This window comes from Streptomyces sp. NPDC040432 (assembly GCF_055595445.1).
Genome location: NZ_JBVIVP010000002.1, coordinates 715,679 through 742,136, shown reverse-complemented (window position 1 = coordinate 742,136; position 26,458 = coordinate 715,679). Strand labels below are relative to the sequence as shown.

Sequence of the window (26,458 nt, the reverse complement as noted above, 5' to 3'; positions counted from 1 at the left end):
GGGCGCGGGCGCCCGCGAACGCCCGTCGGACGCCTCAGGGACCCGCCTCCGTGCGCCCCTGCCTGGGCAGGTCCAGGGCCACCGCGACCGCCGAGTCGCAGTACTCCCGTACGGCACTCGTACGGGCTACGACCCGCCCCCGGTGGATCACGATCCGGCTGTACGCCAACGACAGCACCCCGGCGATCCTGTCCCCGCGCACGGCGAGCAGCTCCGCCGGGAAGCCGGCCTCCACCCGCACCTCGGGCAGCCCCATCGCCTCCCGGGCCGCACCACTGACGGTCTCGTAGGCCTCCGCCGCACGCAGCCCGCCCTGGGAGGCCAGCAGGTACGCGGCTTCGAGCGGATCCCCGCGCCCGACCGGGTTCCCGGCGTCCCGCAGCGCCCCGCTCCCCGCCGTCACCCGCACCCCGGCCGCCCGCAGCAGACGTACGGGAGCGGTCCGCAGGCCGCGCCGCTCCAGGGCCGCACAGTCGCCCTGGGGCAGGCAGGTCACCCGCACCCCCGCCGCCGCGAGCTGATCGGCGGCGCGCGAGGCCACGTCCAGCGGGAGCCGCGACAGGCCCCCGCAGGGGCCGATGCTCACCCCGGGGCGCAGCCCGCCGGCCATCGCCGCGAGCCGGGCGAGGCGCCCCGGGTCGTCACCGTCCGTGTGCAGGTCCACGGGGCAACCGTGCTCCGCGGCCAGCTCCAGGACCGCTTCGACGAAGCCCGTCGGATCGGGATCCAGATCCGGGCACCCCCCGATCACGGCGGCGCCCATCTTGACGGCGTCCCGCAGCATGGCCAACCCGTCCGCGCCGGCAGCCCCCGTCAGCAGCCGCGGCACGGCCACGGCCGTCAGGTCGGCCAGCCCCCGCAAGGACCGGCGCGCCTGGAGGACGGCCTCCATGGGGCCGAGCCCGTGCACGTCGCCGATCCGCACGTGGGAGCGGACGGCGGTCGCACCATGACCCAGCTGGAGCAGGGCCGCCTCCGTGGCCCGGCGCTGCACCTCGTCCGGCCCGTACGAGACGGGTCCGTCCCCGTCGGCGGTCAGGGCGGTGTCCCCGTGCGCGTGCGGTTCGGCGGGGGCGGGGAGCAGCAGGTAGCCGCGCAGGTCGACCCGGGACAGGGTCGGGACGGTCAGACTGCCCGCCGTCCCGACGGCCTGGATGCGTCCGCCGCCGAGCCGGACGTCGACGGTCCGACCGTCGGTGAGCCGCGCCCCGGCGAGGAGGAGACCGCCGACCTCCGGGGCGCCCCCGCCGGCGGGGGCGCGGGAAGGGCCGTCCGCCGGATTCCGCGAGGAGTGGGAGGGCTGCTGCGGCTGGCTGTCGGACATCGCGCTCCTGCGGGGGCTCGGGCGGTTCCTGCGCCGTGGCCACAGCCCGCGGCCCAAGATCACGCAGCGTGGTCAGAGCCTAGGGCGCCCGACTGCCCGCTTCGCGGAAGAGCGCAATAGTCGTACCGGTGTGGTGCCCCCGCGCGCCCCGGCGCCCCGGGCCGCGCCGGCGCGGGGTGGGGCGGGGGAGCGGGCAGCGGTGGGTGAGCGCGCGTGGTCGCCGAGGGCGCGCGACGCGTGCGTGAGCATCCGGGGCGGCGAGAGCTGCGCCTCTCGATGTGACCTCCCGCACAATCGGCCTGAAAACTGCCGGATGCCCGCCCGCGAGGTGATCGAAAATCCCGACCGCCCTCGCCCCGAGCCCAGTCGCCGCAAAGGATTTGGGCGATCGGCGGGCAACCGTGTAATGTCTTCATCGCTCGCCCCAATAGCTCAGTCGGTAGAGCGTCTCCATGGTAAGGAGAAGGTCTGCGGTTCGATTCCGCATTGGGGCTCTGGTGAGAGAGGTTCCCCACCCTCGGGTGGGGAGCGGATCTCATCAAAGCGGCGTAGCTCAGTCGGTAGAGCAAGCGGCTCATAATCGCTGTGTCACCGGTTCAAGTCCGGTCGCCGCTACAACTAGTAGCCGATTGCGGGGTCGGTCTCCCGATCGGCTACTCTTTTATGCGTTCATCCGTCCCATAGTCCGTCAAGGAGCACTCACGTGGCTGCCACCGACGTCCGCCCGAAGATCACGCTGGCCTGCGTGGAGTGCAAGGAGCGGAACTACATCACCAAGAAGAACCGGCGTAACAACCCGGACCGCATGGAGATGAAGAAGCACTGCCCGCGTTGCAACTCGCACACCGCGCACCGCGAGACCCGCTGATCCTGGCGAAGTCTCGAATACAGGCACCGTCATGAGGTCGTCCCCGTCACAGGGGGCGGCCTTGTGTCGTTTCCGCACGGATCCACGATCCGTGTCCTTTCACAGGAGGTAGTGAGCCATGGCCCTCGACCAGACCTTCGTCGGGCGGACCTACCCGCCCACCGAGCCGTACGAGGTCGGCCGGGAGAAGATCCGCGAATTCGCGGTCGCGGTGGGTGATGAGAATCCCGTCTACACCGACCCGGAAGCGGCCAAGGCGTTCGGTCACCCCGACGTGATCGCACCCCCGACCTTTGTGTTCGCCATCACGTTCGCGGCGGCGGGGCAGGTCGTCGAGGACCCCCAGCTGGGTCTCGACTACAGCCGCGTCGTGCACGGGGACCAGAAGTTCTCCTACGTCCGTCCCGTGCGCGCGGGCGACCGGCTCTCCGTGACCTCGACGATCGAGGCCGTGAAGTCGATGGCCGGCAACGACATCATCGACATCCGCGGCGAGGTCCACGACGCCTCCGGCGAGCACGTGGTGACGGCATGGACCAAGCTCGTGTCCCGCGCCCCCGAGGAGGCCTGAGATGACTGCCCGAATCCAGTACGCGGACGTCGAGGTCGGCACCGAACTGCCGGCGGCGTCCTTCCCCGTCTCGCGCGCGACCCTCGTCCGCTACGCCGGGGCCTCCGGGGACTTCAACCCGATCCACTGGAACGAGAAGTTCGCCAAGGAGGTCGGACTCCCGGACGTGATCGCCCACGGGATGTTCACCATGGCCGAGGCGATCCGGGTGGTGACCGACTGGACGGGCGACCCCGGCGCGGTGATCGAGTACGGAGTCCGCTTCACCAAGCCGGTCGTGGTTCCGAACGACGACGAGGGCGCACTGATCGAGGTCACCGCGAAGGTGGCCGTCAAGCTGGACGACAACCGTGTCCGGGTCGACCTGACGGCGATGAGCGCGGGCCAGAAGGTCCTCGGTATGTCCCGCGCGGTGGTCCAACTCGCCTGAGCCCGGTGGGACGGGCGGACACCCCGCCCGTCCCCGGCCCCGGCTGCACCCGACGGAACAGTGAGTCCCGGCGCCACCCCCTTGACCAAGTTAGTGATTGAGCACTAACTTAAGGACATGGCAAGGATGAGTGCGGAAGAGCGGCGCGAGAGCGTCGTGCGGGCGGCCATGTGCGAGTTCGCGCGCGGCGGCTACTACGGGACGTCCACCGAGGCGATCGCCAAGCGCGTCGGTGTCTCGCAGCCGTACCTGTTCCGGCTCTTTCCCAACAAGCAGGCCATGTTCCTCGCCGCCACCACCCGGTGCATGGAGGAGATCAGGCTGGTCTTCGAGGGAGCCGCCGAGGGGCTCAGCGGTGAAGAGGCCCTGGATGCCATGGGGGCGGCCTACCTGGCGTTGATCGCCGAGCAGCCCGACAAACTGCAGATGCAGCTCCAGGTGTACGTGACCGTGGCGGCCGCCGAAGCCGCCGGGGAGCGGGAGTTCGGCGAGTTGGTGCGCGCCGGATGGATGGATCTCTGGGACACCGTCCGGCTGCCCCTCGGCGGGGACAGCGGGGAGGCGGCTTCCTTCATGGCCTACGGAATGCTGATCAACACCCTCGCGGCCCTCGGGTTCCCGCCCGGGCACCGCGTATGGGAGGGGTGCCGCCTCTCCGGCCCCGGAAGTCCCTCGGACGCGGACAGCCCTTCGGACGCGGACAGCCCTTCGGGCCCCGCAGGCCCATCGGGTCCCGACGGCCGCACCGGCACCCCCGAGCCCCCGCAGGCCTGAGCCCGCACCCGACCGCACACCCACCGATCCCCACCCTCAAACTCCGCCACCCGACTCCGCCCCGCCGGCGGATGCGGTCTGGCCGCAAAAGTTAGTAATCAGTCACTACCTGCACCACTGCCCACGCAACGCAGCAACCAGGGGGAAACACCATGAGCGCCCAACCAGCCGCCCAGTCACCCGGCGCCGAGTCGCCCGGTACGCAATCGCCCGACACCAAGGCGCCCGCCCTCGGGGCGGCCGCCGTCTGGGCCCTCGTCATCACCGGCGCCGCCAGCTTCATGGCCGCCCTCGACAACCTCGTCGTCACCACCGCCCTCCCCGCGATCCGCTCCGACCTCGGCGGGAAGCTGGAGGACCTGGAGTGGACGGTGAACGCCTACACGCTGACCTTCGCCGTCCTGCTCATGTTCGGCTCCGCCCTCGGGGACCGGTTCGGCCGGCGGCGGCTCTTCATCATCGGGCTCGGGATATTCACGGCCTCCTCCGCCGCTGCCGCGCTCTCGCCCGGCATCGACGCGCTCATCGCCGCCCGCGCCGTCCAGGGCGTCGGAGCGGCGATCATGATGCCGCTCACCCTCACGCTGCTCACCGTCGCCGTCCCGGCCGCCCGCAGGGGCATGGCCCTCGGGATCTACGGGGCCGTGACCGGTCTCGCCGTGGCCAGCGGCCCCCTCATCGGCGGCACCCTCACCGAGCACATCTCCTGGCAGTGGATCTTCTGGCTGAACGTGCCGATCGGCCTCGCCCTGATCCCCCTCGCCCGCCTGCGCCTCGCCGAGTCCACCGCGCCGGACGCCCGGCTCGACGTCCCCGGCACCCTGCTGATCAGCGGCGGCCTCTTCGGGATCGTCTACGGACTGGTCAACGCCAACGCCCACGGCTGGACCAGCGGCCCCGTCCTCACCGCCCTCATCGCCGGTGGCGCGCTCCTCGCCGCCTTCGTCCGCCACGGCCTGCGCGCCGCCAACCCCGTCCTCCCCATGCGGCTCTTCCGGGACCGCGGGTTCCTCGGGATCAACGTCGCCGGCCTGCTCATGTTCCTCGGCATGTTCGGCTCGATCTTCCTGCTCAGCCAGTTCCTCCAAGGGGTCGTCGGCTACTCGCCCACCGAAGCCGGACTGCGCATGCTCCCCTGGACCGGCATGCCGATGATCGTGGCCCCGCTCGCCGGGATCCTCTCCGACCGGATCGGCGGCCGACCCGTCGTCGCCGCCGGGCTGGCGTTCCAGGCCATCGGGCTCGGCTGGTTCGCGGTGATCCTGAGCGCGGACGTCTCCTACGCCGCCCAGCTCCCGCCGCTGATCCTCAGCGGCATCGGCATGGCCCTCTACTTCGCCCCGGCCGCCAACGTGCTCATGTCCACGGTGCGCCCCGCCGACCAGGGCAAGGCCTCCGGGACCAACACCGCCCTCCGCGAGGTCGGCGGCGCCCTCGGTGTGGCCGTCCTCGCCTCCGTCTTCTCCGCCCAGGGCGGCTACGAGACCCCGCAGGCCTTCACCGACGGGACCGTCCCCGCGCTGTGGATCGGGGCCGTGGCCGTCGCCGTCGCCGCCGGGTTCGCGCTGCTCGTCCCGCGCCGGGGCCGCTCGACCCGCACCGGGTCCCGGCCGACCGCCGAGGCCCGGAAGGTGCCCGTCGCCGGCTGAACGCACCGACACACCGGTTCCGCACCCCACCGGCACCGCTCGCCGGCCGGGCCCGAGGTCGGGCCCGGCCGTGAGGAGCGCAGCACCGCCCGCACGCGAAGTTCCGTACCTCCGTACTCCGTACGACGACGCATTGCGAAGGAGCACCCGTCATGCCCGACATCCCCTGGTCCACGCCGGTCCGCCCCGCCCCCGACGCCGAGGTTTACGTCATGGCCTCCCGCTTCGAGACCGTCACCCTCCTCGGCTCCCTCAGGTTCTTCCTCAAGGCGCCCGGGATCATCGCGCAGATCCGCAAGGCTCCCGGCGCGCACGGAGTCGCCCTCCGGGCCCGGGTCCTGCGCCGGACCTTCCTCACCCTGTCCGCCTGGGAGGACCGGGACGCCCTGTACCGCTTCGCGGGCAGTGAGCCGCACCGTTCCAGCTCCCGCGCCGCGGCCGCCTTCACGAAGGAGGCCGAGTTCACCTTCTGGAGCGTGCGGGCCTCGGAACTCCCCATCGGTTGGGACGAGGCCGAGCGCCGTCTGGCCGAGCGGAAGCGGGCCCACTGAGTGCCCCGCCGGGATGCGAGGGGCACGGACCGTACTCTTGTGCTCGTGCAGGAACTCCACGACGCCCCCCTCGCCCCGTTGACCACCTTCCGCCTCGGCGGCCCCGCGGCCCGGCTGGTGACCGCGACCACCGACGCCGAGGTCGTCGCCGCCGTCCGTGCCGCGGACGCCACCGGCACTCCGCTGCTGGTCATCGGCGGCGGCAGCAACCTGGTCATCGGTGACCAGGGCTTCGACGGCACCGCCCTGCGCATCGCGACGACCGGGTTCGTCCTCGACGGCACCCGCCTGGAGCTCGCCGCGGGCGAGAACTGGAGCGACGCCGTCGCCCGCACCGTCGACGCCGGACTCGCGGGCATCGAGTGCCTCGCCGGAATTCCCGGATCGGCCGGCGCGACCCCGATCCAGAACGTCGGTGCGTACGGCCAGGAGGTCTGCGACACCATCACCGAGGTCGTCGCCTACGACCGCGCCGGCGGCGAAACGGTCACCCTGACCGCCGCCGAGTGCGACTTCCGCTACCGCAACAGCACCTTCAAGGACCAGCCCGACCGCTACGTCGTCCTGCGCGTGCGCTTCGCCCTGGAGGACGCGGGCGGCCTCTCCGCCCCGATCAAGTACCCGGAAACGGCCCGCGCCCTCGGTGTCGGCGCCGGCGACCGGGTCCCGGCCGCAACCGCCCGCGAGACGGTGCTGCGCCTGCGCGCGGGCAAGGGCATGGTCCTCGACCCCACCGACCACGACACCTGGTCGGCGGGCTCCTTCTTCCACAACCCGATCCTGACCGACGAGGCGTACGCCGCGTTCCTCACCCGCGCCCAGGACCGGCTCGGCCCCGACACGGCGCCGCCCGCCTACCCGGCCGGCGAAGGACGTACGAAGACCAGCGCGGCCTGGCTGATCGACAAGGCCGGCTTCACCAAGGGCTACGGCACCGGCCCCGCCAGGATCTCCACCAAGCACACCCTGGCCCTGACCAACCGCGGCGAGGCCACCACCGAGGACCTCCTCGCGCTGGCCCGCGAGGTCGTCGCGGGCGTCCACGAGGCCTTCGGCGTCACGCTCGTCAACGAGCCGGTGACGGTCGGCGTCCGCATCTGACATGAACTGCCCCCAGCACGGGGCCGGCACGGACCCCACGCGTCTGGTGGGCCGCGAGATCAGCCGGGTCGTCGCGTCCTGGCACGTCTGCGAGGGCGAACGCTCCGAGGCACCGCTCGACGTGTGGCTGATCGACAGCGTCGGCGACTCCACGCGGATCACCACCGGTTCCGACCAGTGCCTCATCGTCGAGTCCGCGACCCCGCACGAGCCCTACGACCTGGGCGAGTGGGGCCGCATCGAGGTCGGTGAGGACCTCGGTGACCACCCGTTCCTGCCCCACGTCGGGCGGACGATCGCCTCGGTCGCCGAGTTCGCGCTGCCCGAACAGGGCCGCACCCACCTGGAGATCGGGTTCCCCGGCGGCCACCGGGTACGGGCCGACTGCTACGAGGGGGACCTGCGGCTCACCCGCTGAGCCAGTGGTCGATCCCGTCCAGCAGCTTGGCCTGGACCTCGTCCGGCGCGGCCGAACCGCGCACCGACTGCCGGGCCAGCTCGGCCAGCTCCGCGTCCGTGAAGCCGTGGTGGCGGCGGGCGATCTCGTACTGGGCCGCGAGCCGCGAACCGAACAGCAGCGGGTCGTCCGCGCCCAATGCCATCGGCACGCCGGCCTCGAAGAGGGTGCGCAGCGGCACGTCCTCCGGCCGCTGGTACACGCCGAGGGCGACATTGGACGCGGGACAGACCTCGCAGGTGATCCGGCGGTCGGCCAGCCGCTTGAGCAGCCGGGGATCCTCGGCGGCCCGGACGCCGTGCCCGATGCGGGCGGCGTGCAGGTCGTCGAGGCAGTCCCGGACGGAGGAGGGCCCGCTCAGCTCGCCGCCGTGCGGGGCCGCGAGCAGGCCGCCCTCGCGGGCGATGGCGAAGGCCCGGTCGAAGTCCCGGGCCATGCCGCGGCGTTCGTCGTTGGAGAGCCCGAACCCGACGATGCCGCGGTCGGCGTACCGGACGGCGAGGCGGGCCAGGGTGCGGGCGTCGAGGGGGTGCTTCATGCGGTTGGCGGCGATGACGACGCGCATGCCGAGGCCGGTCTCCCGGGAGGCGGCGTCGACGGCGTCCAGGATGATCTCGACCGCCGGGATCATGCCGCCCAGCAGAGGGGCGTAGGAGGTGGGGTCGACCTGGATCTCCAGCCAGCCACTGCCGTCCCGGACGTCCTCCTCGGCGGCCTCGCGGACCAGCCGTCGGATGTCGTCGGGCTCGCGCAGGCAGGACCGGGCGGTGTCGTAGAGCCGCTGGAAGCGGAACCAGCCGCGTTCGTCCGTGGCCCGTAGTTTGGGCGGTTCGCCGCTGGTCAGGGCCTCGGGCAGGCGAACGCCGTACTTGTCGGCCAGCTCCAGCAGCGTCGAGGGGCGCATCGACCCGGTGAAGTGCAGGTGGAGGTGTGCTTTCGGCAGAAGCGTGAGATCGCGTACGTGCTCCATCAGGTGATCCTGCCGTACTCGTCACCCGATCGGCAGCCGCTTTCCCTGAACGGGACCTTGCCCGAACGTAAATATGAGCCGCCGGCGCCCTGGGACGGGCCGCGGCGCGGCGGCCGGGCGCGGAAACGACGGAGCGGCGCCACCCCGCCGGGGTGGCGCCGCCCGCCGCGCACCGACGATCAGGCCTTGGCCTCGCCGAGGAGCTTCTGCAGCCGGGACACGCCCTCGACCAGGTCCTGGTCGCCCAGGGCGTACGAGAGGCGCAGGTAGCCGGGGGTGCCGAAGGCCTCGCCCGGGACGACCGCGACCTCGGCCTCGTCCAGGATCAGCGAGGCGAGCTCGGCGGAGGTCTGCGGGCGCTTGCCGCGGATCTCCTTGCCCAGCAGCTCCTTGACCGACGGGTACGCGTAGAACGCGCCCTCGGGCGTCGGGCAGAAGACGCCGTCGATCTCGTTCAGCATCCGCACGATGGTCTGGCGGCGGCGGTCGAAGGCGGTGCGCATCTCGTGGACGGCGTCCAGGTTGCCGGAGACGGCGGCGAGCGCCGCGACCTGGGCCACGTTGGAGACGTTGGAGGTGGCGTGCGACTGGAGGTTCGTCGCGGCCTTCACCACGTCCTTCGGGCCGATGATCCAGCCCACGCGCCAGCCGGTCATCGCGTACGTCTTGGCGACGCCGTTGACGATGATGCACTTGTCGGCGAGCTCGGGGACGATCGCCGGGAGCGAGACGAACTTGGCGTCGCCGTAGACCAGGTGCTCGTAGATCTCGTCCGTCAGGACCCACAGGCCCTTGTCGGCGGCCCAGCGGCCGATGGCCTCGGCGTCGGCCTCGCTGTAGACGGCGCCCGTCGGGTTGGACGGGGAGACGAAGAGGACGACCTTCGTGCGCTCGGTGCGCGCGGCCTCCAGCTGCTCGACGGAGACCCGGTACCCGGTGGTCTCGTCGGCGACGACCTCGACCGGAACGCCGCCCGCGAGGCGGATCGACTCCGGGTAGGTGGTCCAGTACGGCGCCGGGACGATGACCTCGTCGCCCGGGTCGAGGATGGCCGCGAACGCCTCGTAGATCGCCTGCTTGCCGCCGTTGGTCACCAGTACCTGGGACGCGTCCACCTCGTAGCCGGAGTCGCGCAGCGTCTTCGCGGCGATGGCGGCCTTCAGCTCGGGGAGACCGCCGGCCGGCGTGTAGCGGTGGTACTTCGGGTTGCGGCAGGCCTCGACCGCCGCCTCGACGATGTAGTCGGGGGTCGGGAAGTCGGGCTCGCCCGCGCCGAAGCCGATCACCGGGCGCCCGGCGGCCTTGAGGGCCTTGGCCTTGGCGTCGACGGCGAGGGTGGCGGACTCGGAAATGGCGCCGATACGGGCGGACACCCGGCGCTCGGAGGAAGGCGTTGCAGAGGTCATGCGGCCAATCGTCCCAGACGGCCCAGAAGGCCCGCACACCGTTTCAGGTACCGGACGGAGCAGGTTCGGAGCCCTTCTGTTCGACGTCAGGGCCCGGACCACGTACACTCACCTGTCGTTGGTCCTCATCAACCGCCCGGAACGTGAGCACTCCGTGCACTCGCTCGGATGCGGTAGGTTGGGGAACGCAAAGGGTCGTAGCTCAATTGGTAGAGCACTGGTCTCCAAAACCAGCGGTTGGGGGTTCGAGTCCCTCCGGCCCTGCTCCACACTCCTTCTCGGATGTGTGCGCAGGTACGTACTTCGATGCAACGCCGTGCGGCGCAACCGGGCGCGGCTACGGCCACGACCCGGATTCAGGTGAGAGACGTGACGGACGCCCTGGGCTCCATCGACATGCCTGACGCCGAGGACGACACTCGCGAGAAGAAGTCCCGCAAGGGCGGTAAGCGCGGCAAGAAGGGCCCTCTCGGCCGGCTCGCGCTCTTCTACCGTCAGATCGTCGCGGAACTCCGCAAGGTCGTTTGGCCCACCCGTAACCAACTCACGACGTACACCTCCGTGGTGATTGTCTTCGTCGTCATCATGATCGGTCTGGTGACCGTGATTGACTATGGGTTCCAGGAAGCCATCAAGTTCGTCTTCGGCTGATCCCCGCGGAGGGCGGCGCCTTGATGGGTGCCGCCCGTTTTCGCATGTTCCACCACCTTTTGTATCCAGGAAGAAGCAGCCACCGTGTCTGACCCGAACCTGAACGTGAGCGACGAGTCCGTCGAGTCCGTCGAGTCCGTTGAGGACCAGCTCGACATCGTCGAGGCTGCCGACGCTGTGGACCCCGACGAGGCCGAGCTCGCCGACGCCGACGCGGGCACCGCCGCCGAAGAGGCCGCGCTGCACGTCGAGGATGAGGTCGACGCCGAGGTCGAAGACGCGGACGAATCCGACGACACCGACGATGCCGACGACGACACCGCCGAGGGCGACGTCGAAGCCGCGGACGAGAGCGACGACGAGGAGGCCGAGGAGGCCGCCGAGGTCGAGCCCGCCGAGCCCGTCGACCCCACCCAGGCCCTGCGCGACGAGCTCCGTCTGCTGCCCGGCGAGTGGTACGTGATCCACACCTACGCGGGCTACGAGAAGCGCGTGAAGGCGAACCTCGAACAGCGTGCCGTCTCGCTGAACGTCGAGGAGTTCATCTACCAGGCCGAGGTGCCCGAGGAAGAGATCGTCCAGATCAAGAACGGCGAGCGCAAGAACGTCCGGCAGAACAAGCTGCCCGGTTACGTTCTCGTCCGCATGGATCTGACGAACGAGTCCTGGGGCGTCGTCCGCAACACTCCCGGTGTCACCGGCTTCGTGGGCAACGCCTACGACCCGTACCCGCTGACCCTGGACGAGATCGTCAAGATGCTCGCGCCGGAGGCGAAGGAGAAGGCCGACAAGGCCGCCGCCGAGGCCGCGGGCCTGCCGGCTCCCGCCGTCAAGCGCACCATCGAGGTCCTGGACTTCGAGGTCGGCGACTCGGTCACCGTCACCGACGGCCCGTTCGCGACGCTGCAGGCGACGATCAACGAGATCAACCCGGACTCGAAGAAGGTCAAGGGCCTCGTCGAGATCTTCGGCCGTGAGACCCCGGTCGAGCTGAGCTTCGACCAGATCCAGAAGAACTGACCCGGATCCGCTGATCCGGACCTTCTGAACGACGCTTCCGAAGCAGGTCAGATCGCCCCGTGAAGGGGGGTCTGACCTGCTCGGTTTTTAGCCCCGCACCTGTACCCGTTATCGTGGTGCGGTATGCCTCCATCCGGATGACCGGTTGGCGGCTGAAAACTCTCACTAGGACCCGGAGAGAGCAATGCCTCCCAAGAAGAAGAAGATCACGGGGCTTATCAAGCTCCAGATCAAGGCCGGTGCGGCCAACCCGGCTCCGCCGGTCGGCCCCGCGCTCGGTCAGCACGGCGTCAACATCATGGAGTTCTGCAAGGCCTACAACGCCGCGACCGAGTCGCAGCGTGGCATGGTCGTGCCGGTGGAGATCACGGTCTACGACGACCGTTCCTTCACCTTCATCACCAAGACTCCGCCGGCCGCGCGCCTCATCCTGAAGAGCGCGGGCGTGGAGAAGGGCTCCGGCGAGCCGCACAAGACCAAGGTCGCGAAGCTCACGCGTGACCAGGTCCGCGAGATCGCCACGATCAAGATGCCCGACCTCAACGCGAACGACATCGACGCCGCCGAGAAGATCATCGCCGGCACCGCGCGTTCGATGGGCATCACGGTCGAAGGCTGATTCAGCCACCCAGCACGACAGTGGTAGGGCCAAGCGCTGGTCCGCACCACGACTCCACGCCTGAAGTCACTACACAGGAGCAGAAGTGAAGCGCAGCAAGACTCTCCGCGCTGCGGACGCCAAGGTCGACCGGGACAAGTTCTACGCCCCGCTCGAAGCCGTCCGTCTCGCCAAGGAGACCTCCGCGACCAAGTTCGACAGCACCGTCGAGGTCGCCTTCCGCCTGGGTGTCGACCCGCGCAAGGCCGACCAGATGGTCCGTGGCACCGTGAACCTCCCGCACGGCACCGGCAAGACCGCCCGGGTCCTGGTCTTCGCGACCGGTGACCGTGCAGCGGCCGCGGAAGCCGCCGGCGCCGACATCGTCGGCGATGACGAGCTGATCAACGAGATCGCCAAGGGCAACCGCCTCAACGAGTTCGACGCCGTTGTCGCCACGCCGGACCTCATGGGCAAGGTCGGCCGCCTCGGCCGCGTGCTCGGTCCCCGTGGCCTCATGCCGAACCCGAAGACCGGCACCGTCACGATGGACGTCGCCAAGGCTGTCACCGAGATCAAGGGTGGCAAGATCGAGTTCCGCGTCGACAAGCACTCGAACCTGCACTTCATCATCGGCAAGGTCTCCTTCTCCGATGAGCAGCTGGTCGAGAACTACGCGGCGGCCCTGGACGAGATCATCCGTCTGAAGCCGTCCGCCGCGAAGGGCCGCTACATCAAGAAGGCCGCCCTGAGCACCACCATGGGTCCCGGCATCGCCCTGGACTCGAACCGCACCCGGAACCTCCTCGTCGAGGAAGACCCGGCCGCTGTTTGATCGGGCCGAGCCTGACGGCTCCCCTGCACCACCGAGCGGGCCCCCCACCACCCTTCACGGGCGGTGGGGGGCCCGTTCCGCGTGTTCCCCGTCACGGAAGGGCCCGGAACCCGTAATGGCCGCGCGTTCGTACGTGACGGGAACGTAAAGTCGAAACCAAATGACGATCACACAAGGGGTGGGGACCTTCATGTCTGCATACCGCAGGAAGACCATCGGCGCCGCGCTGGCCGCCGTACTGCTCGTGGGCGGGGCCACGGCGTGCCAGGACGGCAAGGGCGAGAAGAAGGACGGCGCCGCCGCGCCGGCAGCCTCCACGTCGGCCCCGGTGACGCCCGCGATGGCGCCGGCCGCGTTCCTGGAGAAGACGAAGAAGAAGTCCGCGGAGATCACGTCGCTGCGGTACAGCATGTCCGGCACCGCCGCGGGCAACACGATCTCCGGTGAGGCCTCCATGCGCCTCAAGCCCGACGTCGCGATGTCCATGACGATGGCCTCGCCCGAGACGCCCGGACAGGACGTCGGCATCCGCCTCCTCGACGGCGCCCTCTACCTGGGCAGCGAGGGCAAGTGGATGAAGTTCGACCTGAAGTCGATGGCTCCGGAGCAGGCCAAGAAGCTGGACGCCCTGGGCGGCAGCCAGCAGGGCGAGAACCCGGGCGACAAGGCCAACGACCTGAGCCTGTCCCAGGACCTGAAGACCGTCGGCGAGGAGACCATCGACGGCCAGAAGACCACCCACCTGACGGGCACCATCGGCGTGGACCGGCTGAGGGACACGAGCGCGGCCACCACGCCCGAGGCCAAGGCCCGCCAGGAGAAGAACCTGAAGATGCTGGAGGCCCAGGGCATCAAGGAACTGACGATGGACATCTGGATCGACGGGTCCGACCAGACCAAGCAGTTCCGCACCCGCGGCCAGGGCACCGAGGGCCCGATGGACGTCACGGTCAAGTTCCACGACGTGAACAAGCCCGTCGAGATCACCGCGCCGCCGGCCGACCAGGTCATGGACCTCGCGGAGATGATGAAGGGCGACACGGGCGGCACCGCCTGAGTGCCGTCACCGGCACCGAGGTGCCCGTCCCGATGACGGGGGAGCGCGTGAACAGGGCTGCCCGGACCCTTGACCGACCGGGCGGCCCCCAGCGTTCCTGAGGCGATTTGCCTCGACTGGACCGCTTCACGTACGCTTCACCAGAAGCCAAAGACCGCTGGTCGTTGCCCTGCTCGAAAGAGTCTGGCGACCGAAGGATCCGCTGAGTGCGGACGTCCTGCGCAGGTGTTCGTGGAGAAGCTCCCGGAGTGATTCGGTCGAGCTTACGCCCCGTGCGCATGCGCCGGGGCGTTTCGTTTTGTTCAGCCCCTTCTGAGCGGTCCTCATCACCCGGAAGGAGGCCGACGCTCTATGGCAAGGCCCGACAAGGCTGCCGCGGTAGCCGAGCTCACGGACCAGTTCCAGAGCTCGAACGCCGCCGTGCTGACCGAGTACCGGGGTCTCACCGTCGCGCAGCTCAAGACGCTGCGTCGTTCGCTCGGTGAGAACGCCCAGTACGCCGTGGTGAAGAACACGCTGACCAAGATTGCGGCCAACCAGGCCGGGATCACCGCGCTGGACGAGCACTTCGCTGGTCCGACCGCGGTCGCCTTCATCACCGGTGACCCGGTGGAGTCGGCGAAGAGCCTGCGTGACTTCGCCAAGGAAAACCCCAACCTCATCATCAAGGCGGGTGTCCTTGATGGTAAGGCGCTCACCGCCGATGAGATCAAGAAGCTTGCGGACCTTGAGTCCCGCGAGGTTCTGCTCAGCAAGCTGGCCGGCGCGTTCAAGGGCAAGCAGTCCCAGGCTGCCTCGCTCTTCCAGGCGCTGCCGTCGAAGTTCGTCCGCACCGCGGAAGCGCTTCGCGTCAAGCTCGCCGAGCAGGGCGGTGCCGAGTAATTCGGCTCGCGCACTGATCCACGCCGCCTAGTGCGTGGGTCGTAGCGGGCCGTTACGCCCGCCTCTATATACATCCGGCACCTGCCGATTTAGTGGAAGGATCGCCCATCATGGCGAAGCTCACCCAGGACGAACTCCTCGCCCAGTTCGAGGAGCTCACCCTCATCGAGCTCTCCGAGTTCGTTAAGGCGTTCGAGGAGAAGTTCGACGTCACCGCCGCCGCGGCCGTCGCCGTTGCCGCCCCGGGCCAGGGTGGCGGCGACGCCGCTGCCCAGGTCGAGGAGCAGGACGAGTTCGACGTCATCCTCACCGGTGCCGGCGACAAGAAGATCCAGGTCATCAAGGTCGTGCGCGAGCTGACCTCCCTGGGTCTGAAGGAAGCCAAGGACCTCGTTGACGGCGCCCCGAAGCCCGTCCTTGAGAAGGTCGCCAAGGAGGCCGCTGACAAGGCCGCCGAGTCCCTCAAGGCTGCCGGCGCGGCTGTCGAGGTCAAGTAACACCTCTGAGGCTCTCCGGAGCCTCTTCCAAGGGCGATCACCCGTAAGGGTGGTCGCCCTTTGGCGTACCCGCAGTGCCTGACTTGCCCTGGTCTCGTTGGGGAGTAGGGTGATCATCGTTGCCCCGGAGCAGGGTCCGAAGATGATCCGCTCGGAGCACGGGGCCTTGACGAACGGCCGGCGGCGCGCAATTCTCAGTCCCGTCGCCGACTCCGCCCGGTGGGGATTCGAGATACCAGGCATGGATCGGTTACGAAGAGGGCAGTACTGATACGCGCTCTGTGTGCGATGCCGAGCGTTGGCAGGGGTAGTTCAAACGACATGGGGAAGGCCTGTTGCCGGTTTCCGGAAACCTGGTCTGGACATCAGTGAGCCGAGTGGCTACACTGACCCTTTGCGCTGCCTGTTAGCTGCCCCCTGCCCGTCGCCAGGGGCATGCCCACGCTTGAGCACACTGATTGATCGTCTCCGACCTGGTCTTTTCTGCCGGATCGAGAACGTCCGTCTTCCGTGTCGGCTGGGACCGGTACGCGCGTAGTGAGTCCGAGCCCTCGGAAGGACCCCCTCTTGGCCGCCTCGCGCAACGCCTCGACCAATACGAACAACGGTGCCAGCACCGCCCCGCTGCGCATCTCCTTTGCAAAGATCAAGGAGCCTCTTGAGGTTCCGAACCTCCTGGCGCTGCAGACCGAGAGCTTTGACTGGCTGCTCGGCAACGCCGCCTGGAAGTCTCGCGTCGAGTCGGCGCTTGAGAGTGGACAGGACGTCCCCACCAAGTCCGGTCTGGAAGAGATCTTCGAGGAGATCTCGCCGATCGAGGACTTCTCCGGGTCGATGTCGCTGACCTTCCGCGACCACCGTTTCGAGCCGGCGAAGAACTCTGTCGACGAGTGCAAGGAGCGCGACTTCACGTACGCGGCTCCGCTGTTCGTCACCGCCGAGTTCACGAACAACGAGACCGGAGAGATCAAGTCTCAGACGGTCTTCATGGGCGACTTCCCGCTCATGACCAACAAGGGCACCTTCGTCATCAACGGCACCGAGCGTGTCGTCGTGTCGCAGCTCGTCCGTTCCCCCGGTGTCTACTTCGACTCCTCCATCGACAAGACGTCCGACAAGGACATCTTCTCCGCCAAGATCATCCCTTCCCGGGGTGCCTGGCTGGAGATGGAGGTCGACAAGCGCGACATGGTCGGTGTCCGCATCGACCGCAAGCGCAAGCAGTCCGTCACCGTCCTCCTCAAGGCTCTCGGCTGGACCACCGAGCAGATCCTCGAAGAGTTCGGCGAGTACGAGTCCATGCGCGCCACCCTGGAGAAGGACCACACCCAGGGCCAGGACGACGCACTGCTCGACATCTACCGCAAGCTGCGCCCGGGCGAACCGCCGACCCGCGAGGCCGCTCAGACGCTGCTTGAGAACCTCTACTTCAACCCGAAGCGCTACGACCTCGCGAAGGTCGGCCGCTACAAGGTGAACAAGAAGCTCGGCGCCGACGAGCCGCTCGACGCCGGTGTGCTCACCACCGACGACGTGATCGCGACGATCAAGTACCTGGTCAAGCTGCACGCCGGTGAGACCGAGACGACCGGCGAGTCCGGCCGTTCGATCGTCGTCGAGACCGACGACATCGACCACTTCGGCAACCGTCGTCTGCGCAACGTCGGCGAGCTCATCCAGAACCAGGTCCGCACGGGTCTGGCTCGTATGGAGCGCGTCGTCCGCGAGCGGATGACGACCCAGGACGTCGAGGCGATCACGCCGCAGACCCTGATCAACATCCGGCCGGTCGTCGCCTCCATCAAGGAGTTCTTCGGCACCAGCCAGCTGTCGCAGTTCATGGACCAGAACAACCCGCTGTCGGGCCTGACCCACAAGCGCCGTCTGTCGGCGCTGGGCCCCGGTGGTCTGTCCCGTGAGCGGGCCGGCTTCGAGGTCCGAGACGTCCACCCGTCGCACTACGGCCGCATGTGCCCGATCGAGACCCCCGAAGGCCCGAACATCGGTCTGATCGGCTCGCTCGCGTCCTACGGTCGCGTCAACGCGTTCGGTTTCGTCGAGACCCCGTACCGCAAGGTCATCGAGGGTGTCGTCACCGACGACGTCGACTACCTGACGGCCGACGAGGAAGACCGCTTCGTCATCGCCCAGGCCAACGCCGGCCTGAACGACGAGATGCGCTTCACCGAGAACCGCGTGCTGGTTCGTCGTCGTGGCGGCGAGATCGACTACATCGCCGGCGACGACGTCGACTACATGGACGTCTCCCCGCGCCAGATGGTGTCCGTCGCGACCGCGATGATCCCCTTCCTGGAGCACGACGACGCCAACCGTGCCCTCATGGGCGCGAACATGATGCGCCAGGCCGTTCCGCTCATCAAGGCGGAAGCGCCGCTCGTCGGCACCGGCATGGAGTACCGCTGTGCGGTCGACGCCGGTGACTCGATCCGCGCGGAGAAGGACGGTGTCGTCCAGGAGGTCTCGGCCGACTACATCACCGTCGCCAACGACGACGGCACGTACACCACGTACCGCGTCGCCAAGTTCTCCCGCTCGAACCAGGGCACCTCGGTCAACCAGAAGGTCATCGTCAACGAGGGTGACCGGATCATCGAGTCCCAGGTCCTCGCCGACGGTCCCGCGACCGAAGAGGGCGAAATGGCCCTCGGCAAGAACCTGCTCGTGGCGTTCATGCCCTGGGAAGGTCACAACTACGAGGACGCGATCATCCTGTCGCAGCGCCTCGTGCAGGACGACGTCCTCTCCTCGATCCACATCGAGGAGCACGAGGTCGACGCCCGTGACACCAAGCTGGGCCCCGAGGAGATCACCCGGGACATCCCGAACGTCTCCGAGGAGGTCCTCGCCGACCTCGACGAGCGCGGCATCATCCGCATCGGTGCGGACGTCGTCGCCGGCGACATCCTGGTCGGCAAGGTCACGCCCAAGGGTGAGACCGAGCTGACCCCCGAGGAGCGTCTGCTCCGCGCGATCTTCGGTGAGAAGGCCCGCGAGGTGCGCGACACCTCGCTCAAGGTTCCTCACGGTGAGATCGGCAAGGTCATCGGTGTCCGCGTCTTCGACCGCGAGGAGGGCGACGAGCTTCCTCCGGGCGTGAACCAGCTGGTCCGCGTCTACGTCGCCCAGAAGCGCAAGATCACCGATGGTGACAAGCTCGCCGGCCGTCACGGCAACAAGGGTGTCATCTCCAAGATCCTTCCGATCGAGGACATGCCCTTCCTTGAGGACGGCACGCCGGTCGACATCATCCTGAACCCGCTGGGTGTCCCGTCCCGAATGAACCCGGGCCAGGTCCTGGAGATCCACCTCGGCTGGCTCGCCAGCCGCGGCTGGGACGTCTCCGGTCTCGGCGAGGAGTGGGCCGAGCGCCTCAAGGTCATCGGCGCCGACCGCGTCGAGCCCGGCACCAACGTCGCCACCCCGGTGTTCGACGGTGCCCGCGAGGACGAGCTCACGGGCCTGTTCGAGCACACCATCCCGAACCGCGACGGTGACCGCCTGGTCCTGCCGTCCGGCAAGGCGCGTCTGTTCGACGGCCGCTCCGGCGAGCCGTTCCCGGACCCGATCTCCATCGGGTACATGTACATCCTCAAGCTCCACCACCTGGTCGACGACAAGCTCCACGCGCGGTCGACCGGTCCGTACTCGATGATCACGCAGCAGCCGCTGGGTGGTAAGGCGCAGTTCGGTGGCCAGCGCTTCGGTGAGATGGAGGTGTGGGCGCTTGAGGCTTATGGCGCCGCTTACGCCCTCCAGGAGCTGCTGACCATCAAGTCCGATGACGTCACCGGCCGCGTGAAGGTCTACGAGGCCATCGTCAAGGGCGAGAACATCCCCGAGCCGGGCATTCCCGAGTCCTTCAAGGTGCTCATCAAGGAAATGCAGTCGCTCTGCCTCAACGTGGAGGTGCTGTCCTCGGACGGCATGTCCATCGAGATGCGCGACACCGACGAGGACGTCTTCCGCGCGGCGGAGGAGCTCGGTATCGACCTGTCCCGGCGTGAGCCGAGCAGCGTCGAAGAGGTCTGACGGGCCTGACGGGGGGCTCGCTCAAGAGCCCCCCGTCATCCCCGGGACCGTTCAGACCATGATTGAGACTCGACCCCGAAAGAGGGATTGACGCACAGTGCTCGACGTCAACTTCTTCGACGAGCTGCGGATCGGCCTTGCCACCGCGGACGACATCCGAACCTGGTCCCACGGCGAGGTCAAGAAGCCGGAGACCATCAACTACCGCACGCTCAAGCCCGAGAAGGACGGACTCTTCTGCGAGAAGATCTTCGGTCCGACCCGGGACTGGGAGTGCTACTGCGGCAAGTACAAGCGTGTCCGCTTCAAGGGCATCATCTGTGAGCGCTGTGGCGTCGAGGTCACGCGCGCCAAGGTGCGTCGTGAGCGGATGGGCCACATCGAGCTTGCCGCTCCCGTCACCCACATCTGGTACTTCAAGGGCGTCCCGTCGCGCCTCGGATACCTGCTGGACCTCGCGCCGAAGGACCTTGAGAAGGTCATCTACTTCGCCGCGTACATGATCACGTTCGTGGACGACGAGCGCCGCACCCGCGACCTCCCGTCGCTGGAGGCCCACGTCTCCGTCGAGCGCCAGCAGATCGAGAACCGTCGCGACTCGGACCTCGAAGGCCGCGCCAAGAAGCTTGAGACCGACCTGGCCGAGCTTGAGGCCGAGGGCGCCAAGGCCGACGTGCGCCGCAAGGTGCGCGAAGGCGCCGAGCGCGAGATGAAGCAGCTCCGTGACCGCGCCCAGCGCGAGATCGACCGCCTCGACGAGGTGTGGAACCGCTTCAAGAACCTCAAGGTCCAGGACCTTGAGGGCGACGAGCTGCTCTACCGCGAGCTGCGCGACCGCTTCGGTACGTACTTCGACGGATCGATGGGTGCCGCGGCGCTGCAGAAGCGCCTGGAGTCCTTCGACCTGGAGGAGGAGGCCGAGCGCCTCCGCGAGATCATCCGTACCGGCAAGGGCCAGAAGAAGACCCGTGCGCTCAAGCGCCTCAAGGTCGTCTCCGCGTTCCTGCAGACCAGCAACAGCCCCAAGGGCATGGTTCTGGACTGCGTGCCGGTGATCCCGCCGGACCTGCGTCCGATGGTGCAGCTGGACGGTGGCCGCTTCGCGACCTCCGACCTGAACGACCTGTACCGCCGCGTGATCAACCGCAACAACCGCCTGAAGCGCCTTCTCGACCTCGGTGCCCCCGAGATCATCGTGAACAACGAGAAGCGCATGCTCCAGGAGGCCGTCGACGCCCTCTTCGACAACGGTCGTCGTGGTCGTCCGGTGACCGGTCCCGGTAACCGTCCCCTGAAGTCCCTCAGCGACATGCTGAAGGGCAAGCAGGGTCGATTCCGTCAGAACCTCCTCGGCAAGCGCGTGGACTACTCCGCGCGTTCCGTGATCGTCGTCGGTCCGCAGCTGAAGCTGCACCAGTGTGGTCTGCCCAAGGCCATGGCGCTGGAGCTCTTCAAGCCGTTCGTGATGAAGCGCCTGGTCGACCTGAACCACGCGCAGAACATCAAGTCGGCGAAGCGGATGGTCGAGCGCGGCCGCACGGTCGTCTACGACGTCCTCGAAGAGGTCATCGCCGAGCACCCGGTCCTCCTGAACCGTGCGCCCACGCTGCACCGCCTCGGCATCCAGGCCTTCGAGCCCCAGCTGGTCGAAGGCAAGGCCATCCAGATCCACCCGCTCGTCTGCACCGCGTTCAACGCGGACTTCGACGGTGACCAGATGGCCGTGCACCTGCCGCTCTCCGCGGAGGCGCAGGCCGAGGCCCGCATCCTGATGCTGTCCTCGAACAACATCCTGAAGCCGGCCGACGGCCGTCCGGTCACGATGCCGACCCAGGACATGGTCCTCGGTCTGTTCTTCCTGACCACCGACGGTGAGCTCCGTGACGTCAAGGGTGAGGGCCGCGCGTTCGGCTCCACCGCCGAGGCGACCATGGCGTTCGACGGCGGCGAGCTCGCGCTCCAGTCGGCCGTCGACATCCGCTTCCCGGTGGGCACCATCCCGCCGCGCGGTTGGGTGCCGCCGGTCGTCGAGGCCGGGGACGACGTCGTCGGGGAACGCGAGTTCCAGCCGGGCGACAGCTTCCGTCTGAAGACGACCCTGGGTCGCGCGCTCTTCAACGAGCTGCTGCCCGAGGACTACCCGTTCGTCGACTACTCGGTGGGCAAGAAGCAGCTCTCCGAGATCGTCAACGACCTGGCGGAGCGCTACCCCAAGGTCATCGTGGCGGCGACGCTCGACAACCTGAAGGCGGCCGGCTTCCACTGGGCGACCCGTTCGGGTGTCACCGTGGCCATCTCCGACGTCGTCGTTCCCGAGGCGAAGAAGGAAATCGTCGCGGGCTACGAGGCCAAGGACGAGAAGGTCCAGAAGCAGTACGAGCGCGGTCTGATCACCAAGGAGGAGCGCACTCAGGAGCTCATCCAGATCTGGACGCAGGCGACCAACGAGGTCGCCGAGGCGATGAACGCGAACTTCCCCAAGACGAACCCCATCTTCATGATGGTTGACTCGGGTGCCCGAGGAAACATGATGCAGATGCGACAGATCGCCGGTATGCGTGGTCTGGTGTCGAACGCGAAGAACGAGACCATCCCGCGTCCGATCAAGGCGTCCTTCCGTGAGGGCCTCACCGTTCTGGAGTACTTCATCTCCACGCACGGTGCCCGTAAGGGTCTGGCGGACACCGCCCTGCGTACCGCCGACTCGGGTTACCTCACCCGTCGTCTGGTGGACGTCTCGCAGGACGTCATCATCCGCGAGGAGGACTGCGGCACCGAGCGCGGCCTCAAGCTCAAGATCGGTGTCAAGGACGAGGCGGGTGTCCTCCGCAAGGCGGACGACGTCGAGACCTCCGTGTACGCCCGCATGCTGGCCGAGGACGTCGTCATCGACGGCAAGGTCATCGCGCCGGCGAACGTGGACCTCGGTGACGTGCTCATCGACGCCCTCATCGCGAACGGCGTCGAGGAGGTCAAGACCCGCTCGGTCCTGACCTGCGAGTCCGCGGTCGGCACCTGTGCCTTCTGCTACGGCCGCTCGCTGGCCACCGGCAAGCTGGTCGACATCGGTGAGGCGGTCGGCATCATCGCCGCCCAGTCCATCGGTGAGCCCGGTACCCAGCTGACGATGCGTACCTTCCACACCGGTGGTGTGGCCGGTGACGACATCACGCAGGGTCTGCCGCGTGTCGTCGAGCTCTTCGAGGCCCGTACCCCGAAGGGTGTCGCCCCGATCTCCGAGGCCGCCGGCCGCGTGCGGATCGAGGAGACCGAGAAGACGAAGAAGATCGTCATCACGCCCGACGACGGCAGCGAGGAGACGGCGTTCCCGATCTCCAAGCGCGCCAAGGTCATCGTGCACGAGGGCGACCACGTCGAGGTGGGCCAGAAGCTCACCATGGGTGCCACCAACCCGCACGACGTGCTGCGCATCCTCGGCCAGCGTGCCGTCCAGGTCCACCTGGTCGGCGAAGTCCAGAAGGTCTACAACTCGCAGGGCGTGTCGATCCACGACAAGCACATCGAGATCATCATCCGGCAGATGCTGCGCCGTGTGACGATCATCGAGTCCGGCGACGCGGAGCTCCTGCCGGGCGAGCTCGTCGAGCGCTCGAAGTTCGAGACCGAGAACCGTCGTGTGGTCACCGAGGGCGGTCACCCCGCCTCCGGTCGTCCGCAGCTGATGGGTATCACCAAGGCCTCGCTGGCGACGGAATCCTGGCTGTCGGCCGCCTCCTTCCAGGAGACGACCCGAGTCCTGACGGATGCGGCGATCAACGCCAAGTCCGACAGCCTCATCGGCCTCAAGGAGAACGTCATCATCGGTAAGCTCATCCCGGCCGGTACGGGTCTCGCCCGCTACCGCAACATCCGGGTGGAGCCGACCGAGGAAGCCAAGGCAGCGATGTACTCGGCCGTCGGTTACGACGACATCGACTACTCGCCCTTCGGCACCGGCTCCGGCCAGGCGGTCCCGCTGGAGGACTACGACTACGGCCCGTACAACGGCTGAGTCGCAACAGAGCGGTAAGCGCAGGGCGGTCACCCGAGAGGGTGGCCGCCCTGCGGCGTTTCCCGGGGCCGACCAACGACGGGGGTTGGGTGGTGTCCGGTGGTGTCCGGCGGTGCCCCCGGTCCTCGCGGGATGTCGTCCCGTGAGGACCGTTCCGTCCGCTTCCCGCCCGTCCTGCCCGTCCTGCCCGGGTACGGGTGAGCCCCCCGGCCGTCCTCCGGCCGGGGGGCTCACCCGTGGGGGTCGTGCCTACGCGTTCTTCTCCCGCCGGCGGCGGACGTACGTGGTGGTGGTGACCGAGATGAGGGTGAGGAGCGCCAGGGCGGCGGCTGCCAGGCCCGGGGTGAGGCCCTTCGGGGTGAAGGTGCAGGAGACCTTCGAGGTGCCCGGTGCGACGTCCAGGGCCACCAGGCCGTGGAAGGGCCGGATCGGGGCCGAGCACTGCCAGCCCGGGACGTTCGTCATGGCGATGACGGCGGTGCCCGAGGCGCCGCGGGGGAGGGTGGCCTCGATGCTGTGGCCGCCCGCCTCCACGGAGGTGGCGCCGGTGGCGGTCAGGTCGCGGATCCGGGTGTCCAGGGCGGCGCGGTCCAGGCAGCCGACGGGGTGGGGGCCGGCCGTGGCGTTCGCGGTCCGGGTGTCGACGGTGACCTCGACGGCGCCCGAGGCGGGGACGCGGCCCAGGGGGAGGACCCCGCTCATCCGGTCCTCCAGGGGGAGGCGGGCGGCGCCGTGCGTGAGGGTCCCGTACAGCTCGGGGGAGTACCAGAAGGCCTCGGAGCCGGGGGTGCACTGCGCGGCGTACGTCTGTGCGGTGGCGGTGCCGCCGCGGCGGACCTCGGGGACGCGGTACACCGTGGCGCCCAGGACGTTCTCCTGGCGGGCCCAGACGCCGGCCGCCGGGTTGGGGGAGGTGTACGGGGTCGAGCGGAGCGTGACCAGGGGCGGCGCCGGGAAGGTGGTGCCCGTCCAGGAGTCGGGGGCGGTGCCGGGGCGGACCCGGGCACCGATCGAGAAGATCGCGTCGAGCACCGGGTTGTCGGCGCCGAAGAAGGTCCGGCCGTCGTTCTTGTAGCCGTAGCCCAGCGGTTCCAGGGCCCGGTACGTGGCCTCGGGGAGGTAGCTGCTGTAGTACTGCGGGCCCTCGGCCCGCAGGGCGAGGGCGTCGTTGTACGAGGTCTGCGGCGCACCCGAGTCCGTCCGGTACGCGGGCCAACCGTCCACGCCCCGGACGGCGTCGAAGTGGTGGGTGATCGACTGGTTGGAGGTCGCGGCCGGTTTCGCCCAGCGTTCGCGCGCGCGCCGGGCGTCGGCGTTCGCCGCGGCGGCCGTGGACTCGGCGAAGACGACGGCGACCATCAGGGCGGCGGCCACCGGGACCAGGAACCGGCGCTTCTCGCCCAGCGTCGGCAGCACCAGGGCCAGCAGTGAGAGCGCGCCGCCGCCGAGGACGGCGGGCCAGGTCCAGCCGCCGAAGTCGTCGGTGCGGCGCAGGACGAAGGTGGCCACGACCAGCAGCGTCGCGGCGAGCGCCAGGTGGAGCGGCCGGGGCCGGTTCGCCAGGGCCAGCCAGGCCAACACCACGACCATGCCGCTGAAGACGAACGTCTCGCGGTACGGGTTGCCGTTGGGCACGGCCAGCCCGTGCCACAGGTACTGGGTGGGCGGGAACTGGAAGGAGACGACCACGAGCAGCGTCGCCGCCGCCCACACCAGCCTGGTCCGCTTCGCGATGGCCGTGTTGAAGAGGAAGGTCGCGGCCAGGATCAGGCCCAGGGAGGCGACGTAGAGCCGTGGCCGGCCGCCCCACAGGTGCGTGGCCGGCAGCATCCCGGCGAGGAACACCTCGATCCGTACCGGGTCGAAGGCGCCCGCCGTCGTGGGCTGCGCCGAGCCGCTGGACAGGAACGACGGCAGCAACAGGGGCAGCGTCAGCAGGATGCCCGTCGCCGCCGCGGTCGCCGCCCGGGCGAGGGCCCGCAACCGTTGGGCGCCCGTCATGTCGAGGGTGATCAGGCGGATGGCGAGCAGTACGCAGGCGGCCATCGTGGCCATCATCGCGGTGTAGAAGTTGCCGAACCAGGCGAGGGCGACGAACAGGGCCACCCCCGGCCACCGGCGGCCCTCAAGGCACCACTCGACGGCGATGCCCAGCAGCGGCAGCGCCACCAGGCCCCACAGCCACATCGGGATGTACGAGGCGTCGCTCAGGGCCCAGCCGCACAACCCGTACGTCGCCCCGAGCACCCCGCGCTGCCACCACGGGCCGGGCTGGAGCTTGCCGAGGTAGACGGTCATCAGGGCGGCGGCGGTGCCCATGGTGAGGGGGGTGATCGCGAAGACGGCCAGGTCGACGTGGTCGCGCGGAACGAGGACGGCCAGCCAGGAGAACGGGTTGCCGAGGTACGTGTAGTAGTCGGACAGGAACTGCTGGCCGAAGCCCCCGCGCCAGGTGAACAGGACGTCGCCGGCGGCCTGGCCGTGGACCAGGTCCCAGAGCGCGCGGTGGAACGGGATGTACTGGTTGGCCTGGTCGTTGAGGGCCCGGCCGGTGTTGCCGAAGGGGAAGGTGCCGCGCGCCACCCAGGCCGCGCAGAAGGCGCCCGAGGTGACGAGGAACGCGAGGAGCGGGCCGTACAGGCCCCTCGGGCGGGTGCGCCGGGGCGCGGTGGGGCTCCGATCGCCGTCGGGAGGCGGGCTTCCGGCCGTCTTCGGCTCCGAGGTGACCGTCCCCAATGTCCTGCTCCTGGCGCTC

General features: G+C 69.0%; 21 protein-coding genes and 3 tRNA genes. 20 read left to right on the top strand and 4 right to left on the bottom strand.

The genetic code is table 11. The annotated features are described in order from the left end of the window. Positions 1 to 34: 34 nt before the first annotated feature. Complete coding sequence (locus ACZ58N_RS07165; RefSeq protein ID WP_471156482.1) at positions 35 to 1,324, bottom strand: amidohydrolase family protein; 1,290 nt, start codon at positions 1,322 to 1,324, stop codon at positions 35 to 37. Positions 1,325 to 1,745: 421 nt separating this feature from the next. Between ACZ58N_RS07165 and ACZ58N_RS07160 the strand changes: the two genes are divergently transcribed. From ACZ58N_RS07160 to ACZ58N_RS07115, 10 genes are all read left to right on the top strand, one after another. After that, a tRNA-Thr gene (locus ACZ58N_RS07160) sits at positions 1,746 to 1,818 on the top strand. Positions 1,819 to 1,866: 48 nt separating this feature from the next. Beyond that, positions 1,867 to 1,939, top strand: a tRNA-Met gene (locus ACZ58N_RS07155). An 88-nt stretch (positions 1,940 to 2,027) separates the two neighbouring features. Continuing rightward, positions 2,028 to 2,192 carry a 50S ribosomal protein L33 gene (gene rpmG / locus ACZ58N_RS07150; RefSeq protein WP_007265873.1) on the top strand — a complete coding sequence of 55 codons (165 nt, stop codon included), beginning with the start codon at positions 2,028 to 2,030 and terminating at the stop codon, positions 2,190 to 2,192. Positions 2,193 to 2,310: 118 nt separating this feature from the next. After that, positions 2,311 to 2,763 carry an FAS1-like dehydratase domain-containing protein gene (locus ACZ58N_RS07145; protein WP_471156479.1) on the top strand — a complete coding sequence of 151 codons (453 nt, stop codon included), beginning with the start codon at positions 2,311 to 2,313 and terminating at the stop codon, positions 2,761 to 2,763. Position 2,764: 1 nt separating this feature from the next. Further along, positions 2,765 to 3,193 (top strand): MaoC family dehydratase, encoded by a 429-nt coding sequence (locus ACZ58N_RS07140; RefSeq protein WP_471156476.1) that lies wholly within the window; start codon positions 2,765 to 2,767, stop codon positions 3,191 to 3,193. Positions 3,194 to 3,310: 117 nt separating this feature from the next. Beyond that, complete coding sequence (locus ACZ58N_RS07135) at positions 3,311 to 3,967, top strand: TetR/AcrR family transcriptional regulator (protein ID WP_471156473.1); 657 nt, start codon at positions 3,311 to 3,313, stop codon at positions 3,965 to 3,967. A 152-nt stretch (positions 3,968 to 4,119) separates the two neighbouring features. Beyond that, positions 4,120 to 5,616, top strand: a complete 1,497-nt coding sequence (locus ACZ58N_RS07130; protein WP_471156470.1) for a DHA2 family efflux MFS transporter permease subunit — start codon at positions 4,120 to 4,122, stop codon at positions 5,614 to 5,616. A 152-nt stretch (positions 5,617 to 5,768) separates the two neighbouring features. Further along, a complete protein-coding gene (locus ACZ58N_RS07125; RefSeq protein WP_471156467.1) occupies positions 5,769 to 6,167 on the top strand; it encodes a DUF3291 domain-containing protein in 399 nt (132 codons plus the stop codon). A 45-nt stretch (positions 6,168 to 6,212) separates the two neighbouring features. Beyond that, positions 6,213 to 7,268 carry a UDP-N-acetylmuramate dehydrogenase gene (locus ACZ58N_RS07120; protein WP_471156466.1) on the top strand — a complete coding sequence of 352 codons (1,056 nt, stop codon included), beginning with the start codon at positions 6,213 to 6,215 and terminating at the stop codon, positions 7,266 to 7,268. Between the two features lies 1 nt (position 7,269). After that, a complete protein-coding gene (locus tag ACZ58N_RS07115) occupies positions 7,270 to 7,686 on the top strand; it encodes a hypothetical protein (RefSeq protein ID WP_281204216.1) in 417 nt (138 codons plus the stop codon). Here the strand turns inward: ACZ58N_RS07115 and ACZ58N_RS07110 are convergent. Further along, on the bottom strand, positions 7,676 to 8,695 hold the full coding sequence (locus tag ACZ58N_RS07110; protein ID WP_471156465.1) for an adenosine deaminase: 1,020 nt from the start codon (positions 8,693 to 8,695) through the stop codon (positions 7,676 to 7,678). The two genes, ACZ58N_RS07115 and ACZ58N_RS07110, sit on opposite strands and share 11 nt — an antisense overlap. A gap of 179 nt (positions 8,696 to 8,874) precedes the next feature. Next, entirely contained in the window at positions 8,875 to 10,101 is a 1,227-nt protein-coding gene (locus ACZ58N_RS07105) for a pyridoxal phosphate-dependent aminotransferase (protein WP_471156463.1), read from the bottom strand. A gap of 191 nt (positions 10,102 to 10,292) precedes the next feature. On the opposite strand from ACZ58N_RS07105, the gene ACZ58N_RS07100 reads away from it, so the two are divergent. From ACZ58N_RS07100 to ACZ58N_RS07055, 10 genes are all read left to right on the top strand, one after another. Then, positions 10,293 to 10,365: transfer RNA gene (locus ACZ58N_RS07100), tRNA-Trp, on the top strand. 105 nt (positions 10,366 to 10,470) lie between these two features. Beyond that, the gene (gene secE, locus ACZ58N_RS07095; protein ID WP_281204219.1) at positions 10,471 to 10,752 is read left to right on the top strand and encodes a preprotein translocase subunit SecE; all 282 of its coding nucleotides are present in this window, start codon (positions 10,471 to 10,473) and stop codon (positions 10,750 to 10,752) included. A gap of 84 nt (positions 10,753 to 10,836) precedes the next feature. Beyond that, complete coding sequence (gene nusG / locus ACZ58N_RS07090) at positions 10,837 to 11,772, top strand: transcription termination/antitermination protein NusG (protein WP_471156460.1); 936 nt, start codon at positions 10,837 to 10,839, stop codon at positions 11,770 to 11,772. A gap of 184 nt (positions 11,773 to 11,956) precedes the next feature. Continuing rightward, positions 11,957 to 12,391 carry a 50S ribosomal protein L11 gene (gene rplK / locus ACZ58N_RS07085; protein ID WP_351821568.1) on the top strand — a complete coding sequence of 145 codons (435 nt, stop codon included), beginning with the start codon at positions 11,957 to 11,959 and terminating at the stop codon, positions 12,389 to 12,391. Positions 12,392 to 12,476: 85 nt separating this feature from the next. Further along, a complete protein-coding gene (gene rplA / locus ACZ58N_RS07080) occupies positions 12,477 to 13,205 on the top strand; it encodes a 50S ribosomal protein L1 (protein WP_471156458.1) in 729 nt (242 codons plus the stop codon). A gap of 190 nt (positions 13,206 to 13,395) precedes the next feature. Next, entirely contained in the window at positions 13,396 to 14,262 is an 867-nt protein-coding gene (locus tag ACZ58N_RS07075; protein WP_471156606.1) for an SCO4651 family lipoprotein, read from the top strand. 351 nt (positions 14,263 to 14,613) lie between these two features. After that, positions 14,614 to 15,144: a 50S ribosomal protein L10 gene (gene rplJ / locus ACZ58N_RS07070; RefSeq protein WP_215144029.1), complete on the top strand. Its 531-nt coding sequence runs from the start codon at positions 14,614 to 14,616 to the stop codon at positions 15,142 to 15,144. Between the two features lie 110 nt (positions 15,145 to 15,254). Then, positions 15,255 to 15,641, top strand: a complete 387-nt coding sequence (gene rplL / locus ACZ58N_RS07065; RefSeq protein WP_471156455.1) for a 50S ribosomal protein L7/L12 — start codon at positions 15,255 to 15,257, stop codon at positions 15,639 to 15,641. 567 nt (positions 15,642 to 16,208) lie between these two features. Next, positions 16,209 to 19,691 (top strand): DNA-directed RNA polymerase subunit beta, encoded by a 3,483-nt coding sequence (gene rpoB, locus ACZ58N_RS07060; protein ID WP_281204226.1) that lies wholly within the window; start codon positions 16,209 to 16,211, stop codon positions 19,689 to 19,691. Positions 19,692 to 19,788: 97 nt separating this feature from the next. Beyond that, positions 19,789 to 23,703, top strand: a complete 3,915-nt coding sequence (locus ACZ58N_RS07055; protein ID WP_471156451.1) for a DNA-directed RNA polymerase subunit beta' — start codon at positions 19,789 to 19,791, stop codon at positions 23,701 to 23,703. A 249-nt stretch (positions 23,704 to 23,952) separates the two neighbouring features. Here the strand turns inward: ACZ58N_RS07055 and ACZ58N_RS07050 are convergent, their stop codons facing one another. Continuing rightward, positions 23,953 to 26,439 (bottom strand): YfhO family protein, encoded by a 2,487-nt coding sequence (locus tag ACZ58N_RS07050; protein ID WP_471156448.1) that lies wholly within the window; start codon positions 26,437 to 26,439, stop codon positions 23,953 to 23,955. Positions 26,440 to 26,458 lie beyond the last annotated feature (19 nt).